Genomic DNA, 16,316 nt, shown 5'->3' on the forward strand with positions numbered 1-16,316 from the left:
CCATGCGTATTGGCAACAAGGAGAAACTGGTCATGATCGGCGATTCCATTACGGACTGCGAGCGCGCGAGACCGGTCGGGGAAGGCTTGTTCGGCGCGATCGGCAAAGGCTATGTCGGCGTCGTAGACGCGCTGATCACGGCCGGTTATCCGGAACGCGGCATTCGCGTCGTGAACATGGGCACGAGCGGCAACACCGTCCGCGACCTGAAGGGACGCTGGCAGACCGACGTCCTCGATCTGAAGCCGGACTGGCTCTCCATTATGATCGGGACGAACGACGTCTGGCGCCAGTTCGACTCGCCGACGATCACGGAAGCGCATGTGTATCTAGAGGAGTACGAGGCAACGCTGGATGGTCTGGTCGCGGCGACGCTGCCGCAGCTGAAGGGGCTTGTCCTGATGACGCCGTTCTTCATCGAGCCGAATGCCGAAGACCGGATGCGTGCGCAGATGGACCTGTACGGCGCGGCAGTCAAGCGGATCGCCGCCAAGTACGGCACGCTGTTCGTGGATACGCAGGCGGCGTTCAACCGCGTGCTGGAGCATCTCTACTCCGGTTCGCTCGCATGGGACCGCGTGCATCCGAACCAGGCCGGACATGCCGTGCTGGCGCGCGCCTTCCTGCAGGCGATCGGGTACGAGTACGACAAAGGCTTGTAGAAGCGCCCATTGGATTACAGAACCACATTATAGAAGCGACGGCTTGCCTCAAGCCGTGGCAGCTTATCAAGCCGCATCGGTCTCGGACCTGCGGCTTTTTTGCGTTGTTTACACGGCAGGCAAGTCCGTATCGCGATGAGCGAGAAGAGATAACGCATCGAAAGAACTGTAAGGTTCTCGAGAAAAGATGTCGAAGGAACTAAAAATGTGTAAGATTTTTGTAAAAAATAGTTGTAAGCTGGAAAGGGCTGTCCTATAATGGGTCTGTAGGATGATATGGAAAATCCATCCTAAATAGGATATGCAAAGGCGGGAGACAGATGGAGATTGGTGCAATGGCGTTGACTCGGCAAGTTGATTACGTATTTAAACAATTGGAAGAAGAATTGCTGCATTCCATGGCGGGAACGGTCATCATCCAAATTCGGAACAACGTTGTCGGGAAATATGGCGTCCGCCACAACCCCATCGAGAGCAAGAACGGCCGGATCGGCCAATCGGAGCAGGGGATGTCGCACGAACAGGTGCAGGCTTTCCGGCAGATGGCGGTCGACTCCATCAAGCTGAAGCGGAACTGGACGCACGGCGAGATCATGTACGACTTCTCCGTCCGTTCCGGTACGTGGTCGGCAAGCATCCTCTTCGAGAGCAATTATAATTTGGCCAACATGTTCCGCTACACGCCGAAATTCAATCAACAGGCACTGCGCGAAACCAATTGATACATAGCAAAGAAGCTGCCTCGGCTCGCAGGGGCAGCTTTTTCTTTGCCAACAAGAAAGCAAGTTTCGATTTCTCCGGCGTTGAGGTCCTCCGGTCTGAAACGCGTTCCGCTGTCATGAACCAACGGCCGTTGCCGCTGCGTCTCTTCGTGTTCGGACGATAGGCCGCCCGGAGAGCGCCGCGTGGTCCTTAACGGGAAGCTCTGCCTGCAAGCTGCATTTCGGCCATTTGCACGAGTCTGCGAGTGATGTTGCCGCCGAGCGCGCCTGCGTCTCGGGTCGCCATGTCGCCGTAATATCCGTCTTGCGGAATGGCAATGCCGATTTCGCGCGCGACTTCGTATTTCATTTGATCGAGCGCCGCATGCGCATGAGGGACGACCAGGGTGTTGTTGGAAGCCATTGCAGTCACCTCCTTCCGTACCCTTAGTATGGATACGCTGGAAACGTTTATGCAAAGCGGCGAAGGCAGGATCGCATGCAGTTATTTCCAGCCGGACTTATACAGCCGGGAGGTTATCCGTGCAGAAGGCCGAACACGAGCGGAAGCAGGAACAGCGCGTATACCAGCAGGTTGGCGAGCAGCGAGCGCGGCGGCTCATGATTGCAGTCGCAGGCGGCCGGGTCGACGCCCTGCCATTGTTGAACGGCGGCCTGCAGCTGGTAGATCGCCGTTGCGAACAGGCCGATGGCGGACAGCTTCACCGCAACGGCGAGATTCGGCTCGACGAAGAGGAGGAGCGTGCCCGAGCGGGTCAGTGACACGATATAGAGTCCGAATGCGCCGAGAATGCAGCACCGGACGAGATGGTGGATGATCATTCTGCGTTGTCTGGTCGACATGGTCCAGGCCTCCTCAAGTTCCGAATACAAGCCGCTCCGTCAGCAGCGAGCCGATCCATACGGCGGCGATCAGGCATGCCACGATGCCGACGACGACTTTGCTGCGGAAGGTAGCGAAGAGAAGCAGCAAGCTCTTGAAGTCGACCATCGGGCCGAACACGAGAAAAGCGAGCAGCGCGCCGGGACCGAAAACGCCCTGCAGCGATGAAGCGACGAAGGCGTCGGAGGTCGAGCAGAGCGAGAGGACGAACCCCGCCGCCATCATGAAGAGCGAGGCCAGCGCAGGCGAGCCGCTTACGTCCTGAAGGAGCGAAGGATCGAGCGCCGATTGGGCGAGCGCGGTAATGAAGGCGCCGATGATCAAATATTTGCCGATATCGAAGAATTCTTCGGACGCATGCGTGAACGTTGCCTGGATGCGGTCTTGGAGTCCGCCGCCGGCATGGCCGTGATTATACTGGTAATGTTCGTCATCCGGCGTCCGGGAGCCTTGCGAGACGAAGGCGTGAAGGCCCAGCTTGAGCGGACTGCGCTTCATGAAGACGAACAGCAGCAGGCCGAGCAGGACGCATACGGCAAGGGCAAGCCCCATCCGGGCGTAAGCGATCGCCGGGTCGGCGCGGAACGCGTTGAACGTGGAGACGAACACGATCGGATTGAGAATCGGTCCCGCGAAGATGAACACCATGCCGATATAAGGCGGCATGCCCTTGCGAATCAGCCTGCGCACGATCGGGATCATGCCGCATTCGCATAAGGGCAGCAGCAGGCCGAGCAGGCTGCCGAACAGCACGCCGGCGATCGGGTTGCGCGGCGTCAGTCTGGCGATCAACCCATCCGAGACGAATACTTGAAGCAAGGCCGAGACGAGGACGCCGAGCAGGATGAACGGAAACGCTTCAATAATGATGCTGATGAATATATGCTGGAATTCATGCATGGGAGGCTCTCCTTTGCGCGAAACGCCTGTGCGGCCGCCGCTGACGACGGCTGCTATCTATAACGTATGCGGGCTTGTTCGCGGGCAGGACAATCTGGAACGGCAAATCAGGCGGCCGTTCAAAAAAAGATTGCCAACCCATTGAAACAGGAGTAGAATTCGTTTTGTGTGATAATGATTCTCATTGATATTATTTCAGTTAGGGGACCTCAATCAAATGAACTGGCGCAAGAAAACAACCGGCTATGCGGCGATTTCCGCTCTGTTGGCCTGTTCTGCTGCCGTGACGGGCTGCAGTAACGACGACGTGCACGTGAAGGTGTCGGACTACAGCTTCGATACGGCAGGGAATATGTTTGCCTACGCGGAATTCGAGCTTTCCGGCGAGCCGCTCGCGGAATCGCTCGGCGTCGATCTCGACGTACTGGATGCGGGCAAGATCGATCAGCCGACCGCGTTCGACTACAAAGCAGGCATCGAATCCTATGAATACTCCGAAGAGGCGATGTACGAGGTCGTCGAGAAATCCGGGCTTGGCCTTCATTTGGTGAACGGACCCGCAACGGCGGCGGAGGCCAAACAAGCAGGCGTATCCAACAACGAGCTGCTCGCTTCGCGCTTCCAGCATATGGCGGAGAGCGTCGGACAACCGGCGGAAGATATTCAGCAGAACATGTTCCCGACGTTTATCGAATACGCGTCGGGCGACCCGCAATACGGTCAGGACATCGATACCGCGAAGTACGCGGACGGCGAAGACGGCGCGTATATCCCGAATTTTCAAGTCGACTTCGCTTCGCTCCGCTGGAACCGCGACAAGATGAAGAAACAGCTCGTTCCCGCGGCTTACGGCGGCACGATGCTGAAGCAATCGCTGTGGGCGGGCGACTTCCTCGGCAACCTGCATGATGCGAAGAGCGACGAGGAAGTGGACGCTTCCACGGCCAAAGCGGGACCTGAAGCCGATCAAGGCTTGAAACTCGGCGTCAGCTCGGTGGACGGGATGCAGGGCATGATTTTGACCGATGAAGTATGGAATAAGCTGCTGTATGTCCGCGACAATCTGTTCTATAATCCGGCGGCCAAGAGCCTTGGCACGCTGGCGAACGCTTCCGGCGGCTATCTGCCGCATGCGATCGACGTCGAAGAGAACGGCGACAAGGATTTCACTGACGTCAAGAGCCTTAAGGTAAGCGACGGCCGCAGCCTGCTGCAGGATCAATGGCTGATGCTCTGGCCGACGTCGGAGTTCTTCGGCATGACCGACCAGCGCACGGCGAACCCGAACCGCAATCCGGCATTCGCCCGCGTATTCGACGGCGATCCGTTCCCGGCAGCGCCGGCGGTCAACGTCGATGAAGACGACAGCAACGATATCGCCTCCACGGATCCGTACACCGTTACCCGCGACGTGCTGCTCTCGGTGTTCGACAACGTGAAGAATCGCCACTGGAACGAGCAGGCGGGCGCGTTCATGACGGAGTCGGACGGCGATAAGCAAGGCACGCAGGTCGATACGTTCCAGGCGGGCTATACGATCGAAGCGCTGCGCATGTTCGAGCGGGCCATCGACGGCTTGCCGGTCGGCTATGCCAACGGCGAGGCGGCCGAAGGCTTGAAAACGGCGCAAGGCGCGGCGGCGAAGGAAATGATTCGGAAACAGGCGGATTTCATTTTGAATACGCTGATCAATAAAGACGGCCTGGCCGAGACCGGGTACGATACGGCCAAGGGCAAGACGAGCGGAGAAACGTCGCTGCAAGCGCAAATCGGCGCCATTCGCGGCTTGACGTCCGCCTTCCTCGTCACCGAGGACGAGAAGTACCGGGATGCGGCGCGCAAATTGTATGCCGCGATGGACGACAAGCTTTGGAGCAATGATTTGAAGGCTTATTATACGAGCGGCAAAGAAGCGAAGTACGACGCGTTCACGGCTGGCGGCGTATCGGCGGTCTTCCGTCTGGCGCTGGAGCATCTGAAGAATACGAGCGGCGACGCGGAAGCGCCGAAATCGCTCGACCAGAGCGCGATCCAGGACCGTTACGTAACGTTCTTCCGCCAAGTCGTCAACGGGCCGAAGCTGGACGAAGGCATGCAGGCCAGCGAATTCTGGGATACCGGGGACGTGTACAAGGAAGGCGACGATTCCGGCAACACCGATGGCGATACGGTGCCGCAGCTTCAGAAGGGACATGGTGATCATGGCATTGCTCCGATTCTTCTTCCGGTTACGATCAGCAAGTAGCGGACGGCGGGGGATCAGATTAACGGCGGGTGCGGCTGCACTCGCCGTTATGGCGTTGTTAAGCGCATGCTCGCATGACGACGGCGACGAAGTCCGCGGGCCGCAATCCGGCAGCAGCATCGTCATGAGCCGGGATGGCGGCACGCTGTACGTCGCGAACAACGATACGAATACCGTGTCCGTCGTCGATGCGAAGAAGCTCAGCGTGAAGAAAGAAATTCCCGTCGGCAAGGAGCCCAGGGAGCTAGCGCTGTCCGCCGACGGTTCCATGCTCTATGTCACATGCCGGTATGCCGACTCGGTTGAATGGGTCGATATCGCTCGCGGCACCGTGCTCGGCTCCGTGAAGACGGGCATCGAGCCGTACGGCATCGTGGGAAGCCCGGACGGTAAATTGCTGTACGTCACGAACTACCGGTCCGGCACCGTGTCCGTGCTCAATGCCGAAACGCGCGCCGTGCTGAAGCAGGTGCAGGCGGGAACGAATCCGCGCGCGATCGCATTAGCCGCCGATGGCGGCAAGCTGTACGTGTCGGATTACTTGACGAGCGCAACGTCGATCTATGACACGGCGACCATGAAGCGGGTAAGCGACAAGGCGCTTGCGCCGTCGCCCGACCTGCCGGACCGGAAGAAGAGTCAAGGCACGCCGAACACGGTGGAGCAGCTGCGTCTGACGCCGGACGGCAAATCGCTGTGGGAAGCGCATCTGCTCACGAATACGGATACGCCGGTACAGTTCGAGGAAGTGATTTTTCCGGCGCTGTCGGTCGTCGATGCGCAAACCGGCGAAGAAGACACGAAATCGCGCAAGGAGCTGTTCAAGGCGATCGACGTGAAGGATAAGTTCGGCAAGACGATCATCGTCTCCAATCCGACCGATATCGTGTTCTCGCCCGACGGCGAGAAAGCGTACGCGCTGATGGGCGGAAGCGAGGATTTGCTCGTGTTCGACATCGCCCGCGGCGGCAGAGCGGGTCAGATCATCCATCATTTGCCCGGCGATCTGCCGATCGGCATGGTCATGTCGAAGGACGGCGGCAAGCTGTATATCCACAATGCCAGCTCGCATGATCTGACCGTCGTCAACCTTCCGCCCGCGGACGAAGAAGGCGGCCAGGCGCGCGTCGACGGCAAGCCGCTCAAGCTGATCGCGCAAGACCGGTTGAACGCGCAGCAGCGGCTCGGGAAGACGTTGTTCTACAGCGCCAATACCGACGATAACGCGCTCGTGGGCAGCAACTGGATGAGCTGCGCGTCCTGCCATTCCGACGGCGAAGTCGACCGGATGTCGATCATGACGGCCAAAGGGCCGCGGAACGTGCCGAGCAACGTCCTCGCGTTCGAGACGGGTCTGTTCATGTGGGACGGCAGCCGCGACGACTTCTACGACTACATTCATACGGTGCAGGGCGAGATGGGCGGCCTGAGCGACGTCGATCCGGCGAAGCCGATGCCGGATGACGCGAAGAAGCTGTTCGACGCGCTCGAAGCGTATATGCGCATGCCGGATGCCTTCCCGGTGCCGCAAAGTCCGTTCCGGACCGAGGACGGGCAATTGACGGAGGCTGCGCAGCGCGGCAAAGCGATTTTCGAAGGCAAGGCGCAGTGCGTCACGTGCCATGCGACGGACGTCATGACCGACAGCGCGAAAGCGACCGGAGGCGACGGGCAGCTGACGACGGATAACACGTCGTACCTGCACAACGTCGGAACGGTTAACAGCGCGGACGTCGACTACGGCGGAGACGCCCGCGGGGCGTTCAAGAACACGCGCCCGCGGGGCATGTACGATACGCCGACGCTGCGGGGCGTGTACGCGACGGCGCCGTATTTGCACGATGGCAGCGCCCCGACGCTGGAGGACGTCATCCAACGTGCCGGCGACGAGCACGGGCACACGTCTGATCTGTCCGACAAGGAAATCAGCGACTTGGTGGCGTATTTGAAGCAAATTCAATAACGGGAGAAGCCGCAGCGTACGTACGCTGCGGCTTTGTCTGCTCCCGGCGGCTATCCAATTCGGTTTCGCATGACATAGGAACATCCCAGTTAAAGCGCGAAAGGACCTCGAACTCCGCTGCACAGTGGGGGATGAGGTCTTTCGGGTTTGATTGCCAATTTCACGCCGAGGAAAGTCGCAGATTCCTTCCAGAAGGGAGGAATTCAGCGCTCCGCGCCGAGCAAAGTCAGTAGGCTTGCAAAGAACCTTACACACCTGCTGCAGAATAGCAAAAAAGTCGAAAAGTTGCCATTCGGGCAACTTAACTCGCCGCAGACCGGCAAAGTGTCGATAAAGTTGTCATTCGGACAACTTTACCCGCCGAAGACCTGCAAAAATGCCGGTAAAGTTGTCATTCGGACAACTTTACCCGCCGAAGATCTGCAAAAGTGTCGATAAAGTTGTCATTCGGACGACTTTACCCGCCGAAGATCTGCAAAAGTGCCAATAAAGTTGTCATTCGGACAACTTTGCCCGCCGAAGACGGTCGTGAAAAGCCGTGAAATCCTTCCCAGAGGCAGAAATTCGCAGCCTCACGTGGAGCAAAGCGGCGAATTCCTTCCCAAAGGCAGGAATTCATAAATAAAGACGCCAATTCCTTCCTGAAGGCAGGAAATCAGAGCTCCGCACAATCCTCATCATCCCTCATCATCCTTAGTTGGCCATACCGTTGCGGAAAGGCTCCGGGCGGACGCATGACCGGCACTACAAATCGGTCGGTCGACTATAGTCTCGCCTAGCCTCAGGCTCAACTGTAGTTAACGTCGCTTCTGCTTGTTCCGATTGAAGAAGGGGATTGGAATGGCAAACTGCTTGTTGGTTTCCTTCGTCTTGCCGTTGCGGTCGAAATGGAGCACCGCGTTGATCTCGCCGCCGAGCACGATGACGATGCTCGACAGGTAGAGCCAGGTCAGCAGGACGATAATGCCGCCTATGCTGCCGTAGGTTTTGGAGTAGTTACCGAAATTGTTGACATAGAACGAGAACGCGAGCGATGTGGCGATCCAGCCGAATGTCGCGAACAGCGCCCCCGGTAAGACTTCCCGGAAGCGGAGGCGCAGGTTCGGCGCGTACAAGTACAGGGCGGCGAAGACGATGGCCATGACGGCGATCGGCAACGCGAACTGGGCGAACTGCCAGAAGGCGGCAAAATTGCCCGGCAGCCGCGCGTAGCGGTACAGCATATCGCCGATAACGCGCCCGAAGATGAGCATGACCAGGCAGAACACGATTACGAGAGCAAGAACGACGGTAAAGAGGAGCGCATACGCTTTGACCTTCCAGAACGGCCGCGTTTCTTCGATGTCGTAGGCCTTGTTCAGCGCCTTTATGACCGCGCCGACGCCGCTCGAGGCGGACCAGATCGTGACAAGCAGCCCGAACGACAGCAGCGGTCCGCTGCGCGCCTTCTGGATCTCGGCGAACGCATCGCCGATCGTCTGCGCCGACACTTGCGGCATGACGGGAGCGATACGGTCGATCACGTCCTTCACCGTCAAGTCGGCGAAGCTGAGCAGCGCGATGATGAAGATGAGGAAGGGGAAGAAGGACAGAATCAAGTAGTACGTCAGCTGCGCCCCCATCGCCTGCACGTCGTCATCCTGGAAGCGGCAGTACAAATGTTTCGAAAAAGACAGAATGCCCATTCGCCGCGCCCGAGGAGGAGAGGCAGCCGACACGGAACGCGACTTGACGGGCGGCGCGGATCCGGCTCCGCGCGTCTCGCCAGGATCGGAACCGGAACGGGACCAGGGAGTAGTCATCGGAATCCCTCCTTCCAAGCTTTACTACCTTATAACCAGCCCTTAAATGGACGAACCTCTACTACAATGCTATGCGGGGTTGGGCGAAGTCTTGTCGGTGGTAAAAAGAAGTCCCTGCAGAACCGAATGCGCCGACCACGAATGCGCCGACAGTTGTCCCGAAGGCGACAATAACGAGCATGAGCTCGAAGAGACCCACCAAGCGCCGATGCCGTGGGAACGGACCAATATGCGGGCGTTCGGTCGGCAACCGTGAAGAAGTCCTTGCGGTCCACCTTGGGGGATTCCGGGGGCCCAGTCCCGCTCCCCCAGGCAGGAGGCCTTTGCGGTCCACCTTGGGGGATTTCGGGGGCCAAGTCCCGCTCCCCAGGCAGGAGGCCCTTGCGATCCACCTTGGGGGATTCCGGGGGCCCAGTCCCGCTCCCCCCGGCAGGAGTAGTCCTTGCGGTCCACCTTGGAGGATTTCGAGAGCCCAGTCCCGCTCCCCCAGGCAGGAGTCCTTGCGGTCCACCTTGGAGGATTTCGAGAGCCCAGTTCCGCTCCCCCAGGCAGGAGCTCTTGCGGTCCACCTTGGGGGATAGGCCGCCTCCCCCTTGACATTAGCCGCCTGCAAGGTATAATCGTCCTAAAGCAATGACGGGAACAAGTAAGCGCGGATGAACGCTTCAGAGAGCCGGTGGATGGTGCGAACCGGCGCAGACGTCCGAGGGCCGAATGGATCCCCGAGCGCGGTCAGGAAAGAGCTTCGTACGGAGCTCCGTATGGATCGCCGTGATCGCTTCGCGTTAAGAAGCTTGGAGGTTTGCCGCGCCCGCACAGCGCTTGCCGTGTCGCGCAGCAAACAAATTAGGGTGGCACCACGGTCCTCGTCCCTTGCGGCGGAGGGCTTTTTTTGCGTTCAATTTCGAAGGAGGGTTTTTCAATGAAACGCGTGTTATCGGGCATTCAGCCGAGCGGTCAGCTGACGCTGGGCAACTACATCGGGGCGATTCAAAATTTCGTGAAGCTGCAGGAGACGCACGAATGCTTCTTCATGGTCGTCGACCTGCACGCCATCACGGTGCCGCAGGAGCCGGCTGCGCTTCGGGAGCAGACGGAATCGGTGGCGGCGCTCTTCATCGCGGCGGGCATCGATCCGGCGAAAGCGAGCGTGTTCGCGCAATCCCACGTATCGGCGCATGCCGAGCTGGGCTGGCTGTTCACGACGCTGGCTTACATGGGCGAGCTGGAGCGCATGACGCAATTCAAAGACAAGTCGACGGGCAAGGATTCCGTCGGCGCGGGCTTGTTCGTGTACCCGACGCTGATGGCGGCGGACATTCTGCTGTACAACGCGGATCTCGTGCCGGTCGGAGACGACCAGAAGCAGCATCTGGAGCTGACGCGCGACTTGGCGCAGCGGTTCAACCAGCGCTTCGGCGATCTGTTCACGATTCCCGAGCCGTACATTCCGAAAGTCGGCGCGCGGATCATGTCGCTGGACGACGCGTCCAAGAAGATGAGCAAGAGCAATCCGAACCCGGCGAGCTACATCGCGCTGCTCGACCCGCCGGACGTCATCCGCAAGAAGCTCAGCCGCGCAACGACGGACTCCGGCCGCGACGTCATCTATAACCCGGCCGAGAAGCCGGAAGTCAGCAACCTGATGAGCATTTACGCGCACTGCGCGGACATGACGCTGGAGGAAATTCAGGCGAAATACGAGGGGCAGGGCTACGGCGCGTTCAAGAAGGACTTGGCCGAGGCCGTCGTCTCGAAGCTGGAGCCGCTGCAGAAGCGGTATGCGGAGATTCGCAGCTCCGGCGAGATCCACGACATCTTGAAGCAGGGCGCGGAGAACGTGTCGACCGTCGCGAATCAAATCCTGCGCAGCGCGAAGGAGAAAATGGGCTTCCTGCTGCCACGTTAATCTAGGCGGCCAGGCAGCCGTCAGAGCCGCCAGAGCAGCCGTTTATGAATCGCCGTTACGAAACGCCGCACGAACCATACGAAGCACGATATAGCCGCATAGGGGAACAAGACGAACGCCGCAGCAGGGATCAACCCTGTCTGCGGCGTCTCATTTTGGCGTTAACGATGAAACCGGCGCCGATGCTGCAAATCGTCAAGAGGAAGCAAAGCGCCGCGAGCCACCCGTTATAGCTAATGGAAATGGCTGTGGCGCACATCAGAAGCACGGAGAAAATCGAGAAGAACAGCGCCATCGGCTTGGACATGAGAACCTACTCCTTCACGCGATAAAATATTTGAGCGAGTTTAGCATATTCTACTCGCGAACGAATCATAATAAGTTTGCAACACACCATCGTAAGAGTTGAAAGGAGAAATCTCAACATGGCAGGACGTAACAGCAACAGCAATACGTTGGTTGTACCGCAAGCAAGCGCAGCACTTAGCCAATTGAAGTACGAGGCAGCACAAGAGCTGGGCATTCAAATCCCGCAAGACGGCTACTATGGCAACTTCTCTACTCGTGACGCCGGCTCTCTCGGCGGATACATCACGCGTAAACTTGTCCAAATCGCCGAGCAACAACTGTCCGGTGGTTCGCAATTCCGTTAATCCATAACCGGATATTCAGAAAAACCATCCAGAAGCTCAAGGGAAACCTTGAGCTTCTGCTTATTTGCCGAAGCGCTGCCGTACATGCATGGAGACGGAGTCGCGCGAGCAGCGCGCAAAAAAGCCTCTTCTATTGTGCAAGAAGAGGCACGCGGAGTCAAGTCGGTTCCCTCCGGGCATGTTAGCATGTTATTCCCTCCGGGCCGCAGGATGGCCCGCACGGGTGCCGGAGGTCAGCGTCAGTACGTATTCATGCGCAGCCGCTTCTGCAGCCGCTCGTCGCTCAACCAGCCGACGTAAGAACCGAGCGTCTTGTATTCTTTGTCCATGAGCAGCACGCCGACGAACGGATATTGCTTGCGGTGCCTGTAGCGGACGTCGGACCAGCGAACCTCGTACCCCCAGGCGCGCTCCTGCACGTCGGCGCAGGCGAAGGAAGAGAAGTACAGGAAAGCCCGGATGGACGGGTCGTTCCGCGAACGATCGATGGCCGGATGCTCCTCGCATTTGGCGCTGTCGATCCAGCGCAGCTTGCCGCGGCGGAAGTCGCCGATGAAAAAACGGCCGTCCGGCCGACGTTTGACCACGTTCCAATCGTAGAGCGAGATCGTCGGAATGAGAATATACCGGTCGCCTTCGCCGTGGTCCGGATCCAGCCGGAAGAGCCGCGCCTGAAGCGATCTGTGGGTCACGGTGCGCCATATATAGTACACGATCAGGAAAGCGTACAGCAGCGGGAAAATAATCGTCGGATCGCCCAGGCGAAGCGCCCACAGCGTGATGGCGATCAGATGGGAGACGAAGATGACGGGATCGAAAATATGGATAATGTTCCATGATATCCATTTCTGCGTGAACGGCCGCGCGGCTTGCGTTCCGTACGTGTTGAACAAATCCGAGCACACGTGGACGCATACGGCCAGCAGCACCCAGCCGCCCAGATGAACCCAGGGCAGACGAAACCGGAAAATCGCTTCGAGCAGCAGCGTAATGGCAATCGTCCACAGCGCGACGGCGGGAATGGAATGCGAGGCGCCGCGATGATTCCGGATGTAGGCGGCATTGCTCTTCAGCCGCAGCACGCCGTCCATATCCGGCGCTTGCGATCCGAGCACCGTGCCGACCAGCACGGCGGCGTAGAGCGTCTGGTCCGAGGCGACGGCCGGGTCGATCGTAGCGAGGCCGGCCAGCCCGAGGCCGAAGACCAAATGCGTTCCGCTATCCATAGCTTAGAACCTCCTTATGCATGCGATGGTGGAATTCTGGTATACTGGCTCATATTGCTAATGCATGAAACGCGCCGCGCCGCCAAGAGGAAGGCAGCAGCCGCTTCATCTATATGTACGCTTAAGTATTTTCCGAATCGTGGGCGTTTATAACGGAAGGATGAATTTCATGTTTATTTGTTTCGTGGAGTACCGCATCGAAGCGGCGGCGGAACGCCGTTACCGGGACTGGATCGCGGGGAAGCAAGCCGAATTCCCGGATTTCAAGCTGTATGAAGGAACGGACCAGCCGCTCTTGTTCGTCGAGGTGTGGGAGGCGGAGGACGGCGAGGAAGCGGAACGCATAAAAAAAGAACGCTGCGGGGAGCGTTCTTCTTGGCTGGATATGGCGGACTGGGTGCCGGGCGGCAGCGCCAAAATCCATGCCTGGACGTTCAAGCCGATTAACGGCCGGCCGGGGTTGTGTTAGTCGTCGTGCCCGTCGACGGCAATGCCGTGTTGTTGGTGATCGTGACGCCGCCAAACGTATATTCGTAGTTGATCGGTCCGTCGAACGTCACATAGTCCAGGTTCAGCGTCAGCAAGAGGTAGCGCATGCCCGTGGACGGGTCGCTGATGATGATATGGTCGCGGCCGGCAGCTTCGATGATGCCGCGGAATACTTTGGCGTTCCACTCGCGGTTGTTCTCGTATGTCATGTAGAAGGTCGCCATTTTGCCGCGGTTCATCCGCAGGATGTTCTCGACGTAAGATTCTTCCGTTACCGGAACGGCGACGATGTTGCCGCCGGCAGGCGTAACGAACGAACCGCTAGGTACTGTTGTTGGAGGCTGCGTGGACGCGCCTGCTACCAATGGCGATTGCATCGGCATTTGCATCGGCATTTGCGCAGGCATCTGGGCTGGCATTTGCGTTCCCGGAAAAGGAGTCGCGACCGGCTGCTGGAAACCGCCGCCGTAGCCGTAGCCTGGGAAGCCTCCCGTACTTGCTGGACTTACCGCTGTGTTGTAGCCGTAACCGTTTGACATCACTCGTAATTCCTCGCTTTCATGAATTTGTTGCCGGTTCGTTAATAAACTGCAGGACAATCGGAAGCCGTTGGCGCATAGAAGCAATGCGCTTTGAAGCGGTCGACAAGCTGCTGATCCCACCATGTCGCCGGGCAGCTGTTCGCCGGGCGGAAGTACCATAAGGCATTCGTTGCCGGCCACCGGCGCTCGCCGTTGATGACCCGTTTGGCAAGGTTGATTTCATTGTCCCGGGCAGACTGATAGAAGTAACCCTTCTGCGTCGCTTCGAATCCGCCGGGGCTTTGGAACACCATCTGCTGAATCGTGCGGATGTTTTTGAAATCCATGCAGTTGCCCAGAACGCGGTTGACGCCGACATTGCCGACCATCAGCATGCCGAGGTTGCCCTCGCCTTCCGCTTCGGCGCGAAGAAGACGTGCCAAGAGCTTCGTTTGCTCCGAATTGGTTTTGATGACTGCCATTGCCGAACCTTCCCTTCCTTTCAGTTCGATTGGGCCATGAACCACATTGACAGTGTATTGAGAGCTGGGCAAAATGGTTCCAACCGGTGTCAAATTCATGAACTGGAACCTCGAACATTGTCAAGAGCCTGTTTTTTCGGTATGATTAAGAACGATTTTAAAGACAAAATAAATAAAATAAATGGGCGAATCTATCGCTCATCGGGATCGGAAGCGGGGAGGCTGGCTGTGCTTAAAGATTATGTGGCCCTGACAAAACCGAGCATCATACGACTAAACGCGATCGCTGCGTTCGGCGGGTTCTGGGTCGCTTCCAAATGGGATATCGATTGGTTGCTGCTGCTGTACATGCTGATCGGATCGGCATTGACGATGGCATCGGCGTGCGTGATCAATAACTACTGGGACCGCGACTTGGACAAGAAGATGGAACGTACCAAGAACCGCGCGCTCCCGACGCAACGGCTCAAGCCGACCAACGTGCTGATTTACGGGATCGCGCTCGGCATTATCGGCGAGCTTGTGCTGTTCGCGCTTGTGAATCCACTCACAGGCTGGCTCGGACTGCTCGGCTTCTTCGTTTATGTCGTTATTTACACGATGTGGCTGAAACGGACGTCGACATGGAGCACGTCCATCGGCGGCATTTCCGGGGCGATGCCTCCGGTCATCGGCTATTGCGCGGTAACGGGCGTCGTCGACGAAGGCGCTTGGATTCTGTTCGCGCTGCTCTTCCTGTGGCAGCCGGCGCATTTCTGGTCGCTCGCGATCCGGAGAGTCGAAGAATACCGCGCGGCGGGCTTTCCGCTGCTGCCGGTGGTGAAGGGCATTCCGCGGACGAAGCTGCAAATGCAGCCCTACATTCTGCTGCTCATTCCGACAGGCATCCTAATGTTCGCTTACGATTATGTCGGATACACGTTCCTGATCATTTCGCTGTTACTCGGCATCGTATGGCTCGTACACACGTTCATGGGCTTGCGCGCGAGCGATACGACCAAGTGGGCAAGAACGAATTTTCTCATTTCCATTAACTATCTGATGGTCGTATTCCTGATCATGATCGCGGATACGAACGGCATGATCGGTTAGGGCTGGTCGTTCCGCTAACGGAACTGCTCGCCCATGCAACCGGGGCTGGTCGTTCCGCTAACGGAACTGCTCGCCCATGCAACCGGGGCTGGTCGTTCCGCTGACGCGGAACTGCTCGCCCATGCATCCAGGGGGAGGACGAAGACGTGCAAGTTGTGCGCAAATACGGTTTTGCGATTGCGGTGCTGCTGCTGTGCGCCGCGATGGGACTTTATCTATACCTTTCTTCCTCGAAAGGCTCGAGCGTCAAGCTGGACGACATCATGGACGCGCCGAGCTTCTCGCTGAGCGATCTGGACAATAACCAGGTCACGCTGCAAAATACGAACGGCAAAGTCAGGGTCGTGTACTTCTTCTTCGCCAACTGCCCGGACATTTGCCCGCCGACGACCTATCTGATGACGCAAGTGCAGAACAAGCTGAAGGACAAGGGGACGTTCGGCAAGGACGTCGAGTTTCTGTGGGTTACGTTCGATCCGAAACGCGATACGACGGAGGCGCTCCGATCGTATTCGACCAAATTCGACATTGATCAGGACGGCTGGAAATTCCTGCGCGAGGACAGCGCGGAAGATACGGAGAAGCTGATGAAGGATTTCGGGCTCGCGCTCTTGAAGGACGAGGCCGCGAACACCTTCTCGCATACCGACACGATTACGTTCATTGACCGTAAAGGCGTCGTGCGCAAATACATGACCGGTTCGATCGACGAGACGCAGAACGCGGACAAGATCACGGACGTCATCGATGCGCTCGTGAAAGAATAA

At 58.2% G+C, this 16,316-nt stretch carries 17 protein-coding genes and 1 other annotated feature; of the genes, 9 read left to right on the plus strand and 8 right to left on the minus strand.

Annotated features, from left to right (window positions below; genetic code table 11):
• Nucleotides 1-2 precede the first annotated feature (2 nt).
• Nucleotides 3-662, plus strand: coding sequence for an SGNH/GDSL hydrolase family protein (locus GXP70_RS08575; protein WP_162356060.1), 660 nt, complete (start codon nt 3-5; stop codon nt 660-662).
• A 320-nt stretch (nt 663-982) separates the two neighbouring features.
• Nucleotides 983-1,384: an O-methyltransferase gene (locus GXP70_RS08580; protein ID WP_162356061.1), complete on the plus strand. Its 402-nt coding sequence runs from the start codon at nt 983-985 to the stop codon at nt 1,382-1,384.
• Between the two features lie 190 nt (nt 1,385-1,574).
• On the opposite strand, the gene GXP70_RS08585 is transcribed toward GXP70_RS08580, so the two are convergent.
• The 3 genes from GXP70_RS08585 to GXP70_RS08595 form a co-directional block, all read right to left on the minus strand.
• The gene (locus GXP70_RS08585) at nt 1,575-1,787 is read right to left on the minus strand and encodes an alpha/beta-type small acid-soluble spore protein (RefSeq protein ID WP_162356062.1); all 213 of its coding nucleotides are present in this window, start codon (nt 1,785-1,787) and stop codon (nt 1,575-1,577) included.
• 113 nt (nt 1,788-1,900) lie between these two features.
• Nucleotides 1,901-2,227 (minus strand): DUF1980 domain-containing protein, encoded by a 327-nt coding sequence (locus GXP70_RS08590; protein ID WP_162356063.1) that lies wholly within the window; start codon nt 2,225-2,227, stop codon nt 1,901-1,903.
• Nucleotides 2,228-2,240: 13 nt separating this feature from the next.
• The gene (locus tag GXP70_RS08595) at nt 2,241-3,167 is read right to left on the minus strand and encodes a permease (RefSeq protein ID WP_162356064.1); all 927 of its coding nucleotides are present in this window, start codon (nt 3,165-3,167) and stop codon (nt 2,241-2,243) included.
• A 217-nt stretch (nt 3,168-3,384) separates the two neighbouring features.
• On the opposite strand from GXP70_RS08595, the gene GXP70_RS08600 reads away from it, so the two are divergent.
• Both GXP70_RS08600 and GXP70_RS08605 read left to right on the plus strand, forming a co-directional pair.
• Complete coding sequence (locus tag GXP70_RS08600; protein WP_162356065.1) at nt 3,385-5,412, plus strand: hypothetical protein; 2,028 nt, start codon at nt 3,385-3,387, stop codon at nt 5,410-5,412.
• A gap of 49 nt (nt 5,413-5,461) precedes the next feature.
• Nucleotides 5,462-7,375 carry a beta-propeller fold lactonase family protein gene (locus tag GXP70_RS08605; protein ID WP_162356066.1) on the plus strand — a complete coding sequence of 638 codons (1,914 nt, stop codon included), beginning with the start codon at nt 5,462-5,464 and terminating at the stop codon, nt 7,373-7,375.
• A 797-nt stretch (nt 7,376-8,172) separates the two neighbouring features.
• Here GXP70_RS08605 and GXP70_RS08610 read toward each other — a convergent pair.
• Nucleotides 8,173-9,177, minus strand: a complete 1,005-nt coding sequence (locus GXP70_RS08610; RefSeq protein ID WP_225442725.1) for a YihY/virulence factor BrkB family protein — start codon at nt 9,175-9,177, stop codon at nt 8,173-8,175.
• 624 nt (nt 9,178-9,801) lie between these two features.
• Nucleotides 9,802-10,054 (plus strand) — a binding site (T-box leader).
• 45 nt (nt 10,055-10,099) lie between these two features.
• Here GXP70_RS08610 and trpS point away from each other — a divergent pair.
• The gene (trpS, locus tag GXP70_RS08615; protein WP_162356067.1) at nt 10,100-11,086 is read left to right on the plus strand and encodes a tryptophan--tRNA ligase; all 987 of its coding nucleotides are present in this window, start codon (nt 10,100-10,102) and stop codon (nt 11,084-11,086) included.
• A gap of 130 nt (nt 11,087-11,216) precedes the next feature.
• Here the strand turns inward: trpS and GXP70_RS08620 are convergent, their stop codons facing one another.
• On the minus strand, nt 11,217-11,393 hold the full coding sequence (locus GXP70_RS08620) for a DUF5325 family protein (protein ID WP_162356068.1): 177 nt from the start codon (nt 11,391-11,393) through the stop codon (nt 11,217-11,219).
• Between the two features lie 118 nt (nt 11,394-11,511).
• On the opposite strand from GXP70_RS08620, the gene GXP70_RS08625 reads away from it, so the two are divergent.
• Nucleotides 11,512-11,739: an alpha/beta-type small acid-soluble spore protein gene (locus GXP70_RS08625; protein ID WP_162356069.1), complete on the plus strand. Its 228-nt coding sequence runs from the start codon at nt 11,512-11,514 to the stop codon at nt 11,737-11,739.
• A 239-nt stretch (nt 11,740-11,978) separates the two neighbouring features.
• Here GXP70_RS08625 and GXP70_RS08630 read toward each other — a convergent pair whose 3' ends face one another.
• Nucleotides 11,979-12,965 (minus strand): metal-dependent hydrolase, encoded by a 987-nt coding sequence (locus GXP70_RS08630; RefSeq protein WP_162356070.1) that lies wholly within the window; start codon nt 12,963-12,965, stop codon nt 11,979-11,981.
• A gap of 169 nt (nt 12,966-13,134) precedes the next feature.
• Here GXP70_RS08630 and GXP70_RS08635 point away from each other — a divergent pair, with 169 nt between their 5' ends.
• Entirely contained in the window at nt 13,135-13,434 is a 300-nt protein-coding gene (locus GXP70_RS08635; protein ID WP_162356071.1) for a hypothetical protein, read from the plus strand.
• Here GXP70_RS08635 and gerQ read toward each other — a convergent pair.
• Together gerQ and GXP70_RS08645 are read right to left on the minus strand one after the other, a co-directional pair.
• Nucleotides 13,409-13,993, minus strand: coding sequence for a spore coat protein GerQ (gene gerQ / locus GXP70_RS08640; protein ID WP_162356072.1), 585 nt, complete (start codon nt 13,991-13,993; stop codon nt 13,409-13,411). The two genes, GXP70_RS08635 and gerQ, sit on opposite strands and share 26 nt — an antisense overlap.
• 41 nt (nt 13,994-14,034) lie before the next feature.
• Nucleotides 14,035-14,457 (minus strand): cell wall hydrolase, encoded by a 423-nt coding sequence (locus tag GXP70_RS08645; RefSeq protein WP_162360371.1) that lies wholly within the window; start codon nt 14,455-14,457, stop codon nt 14,035-14,037.
• A 228-nt stretch (nt 14,458-14,685) separates the two neighbouring features.
• Here GXP70_RS08645 and cyoE point away from each other — a divergent pair, with 228 nt between their 5' ends.
• Together cyoE and GXP70_RS08655 are read left to right on the plus strand one after the other, a co-directional pair.
• Nucleotides 14,686-15,549, plus strand: a complete 864-nt coding sequence (cyoE, locus tag GXP70_RS08650; RefSeq protein WP_263864106.1) for a heme o synthase — start codon at nt 14,686-14,688, stop codon at nt 15,547-15,549.
• 146 nt (nt 15,550-15,695) lie between these two features.
• Nucleotides 15,696-16,316: an SCO family protein gene (locus GXP70_RS08655; protein ID WP_162356074.1), complete on the plus strand. Its 621-nt coding sequence runs from the start codon at nt 15,696-15,698 to the stop codon at nt 16,314-16,316.

It is taken from the genome of Paenibacillus lycopersici, from assembly GCF_010119935.1.
Classification (GTDB): domain Bacteria; phylum Bacillota; class Bacilli; order Paenibacillales; family Paenibacillaceae; genus Paenibacillus_Z; species Paenibacillus_Z lycopersici.